This window comes from Mesorhizobium sp. M7D.F.Ca.US.004.03.1.1 (assembly GCF_003998635.1).
GTDB lineage: Bacteria > Pseudomonadota > Alphaproteobacteria > Rhizobiales > Rhizobiaceae > Mesorhizobium > Mesorhizobium loti.
Genome location: NZ_RZQG01001594.1, coordinates 1 through 693 on the forward strand (window position 1 = coordinate 1; position 693 = coordinate 693).

The 693-nt window shown below is 61.2% G+C and carries 1 protein-coding gene and 1 pseudogene; one reads left to right on the top strand and one right to left on the bottom strand.

Annotated features, from left to right (window positions below):
- A pseudogene (locus EN935_RS38930) lies at nucleotides 1-246 on the top strand (keto-deoxy-phosphogluconate aldolase); the annotation flags it as partial.
- An 87-nt stretch (nucleotides 247-333) separates the two neighbouring features.
- Here the strand turns inward: EN935_RS38930 and EN935_RS38935 are convergent.
- Nucleotides 334-525 carry a hypothetical protein gene (locus EN935_RS38935; RefSeq protein ID WP_127264955.1) on the bottom strand — a complete coding sequence of 64 codons (192 nt, stop codon included), beginning with the start codon at nucleotides 523-525 and terminating at the stop codon, nucleotides 334-336.
- Nucleotides 526-693 lie beyond the last annotated feature (168 nt).

Here is a 693-nt window from a genome sequence, read left to right on the forward strand (position 1 = left end):
CTCAAATTCTTCCCGGCCGAGCAGTCGGGCGGCATCGCTTCGCTGAAGGCCTTCGCCTCGCCGCTCGCCGACGTGAAATTCTGCCCGACCGGCGGCATCACCGGCAAGAACGCGGCCGACTATCTCAGCCTGCCCAACGTGGTCTGCGTCGGCGGCTCCTGGGTGGCGCCCGATGACTTGGTCAAGGCCGGCAAGTGGGACGAGATCGAAGCCCTGGCGCGCGCGGCGAGCAAGCTCGCAAAATAAGGCTCTCATCACGGCATGAAAAAACCCGGCCGACTTGCATCGACCGGGTTTGCCAGATGTTTTTACCAGAGCAGCTTTGAGCTGGGGTCAGTTGCAGACCCTGACTTCCCTGACCACCTTGTGGTGGTGCTTCCAGGTCGTGACCAGCTTGGTCCTGCAGTGCTTCTTCATATGCATATGGTCGTTGGTCTTGACGACAATGGTCGCGGCCTGCGTGGGAGCGATGGCCGCTGAAGCGGTTGCCAACGCAATGACCGATGCCAATAGAATGCTCTTCATGGATATCCCCGGGTTTGAACGAACACCGGAGAAACCCTTGAAGAGCCAGGCAGTTCCACCATCACGGCAATGTCAGATCGGCGTGATTGGACCAACGGCGAGCAGTGCGGCCGCGCAACAGAAAGCCGCGCAGGTTGCCCGGCGCGGCTTTCTGTTGCGCGGCCGCAC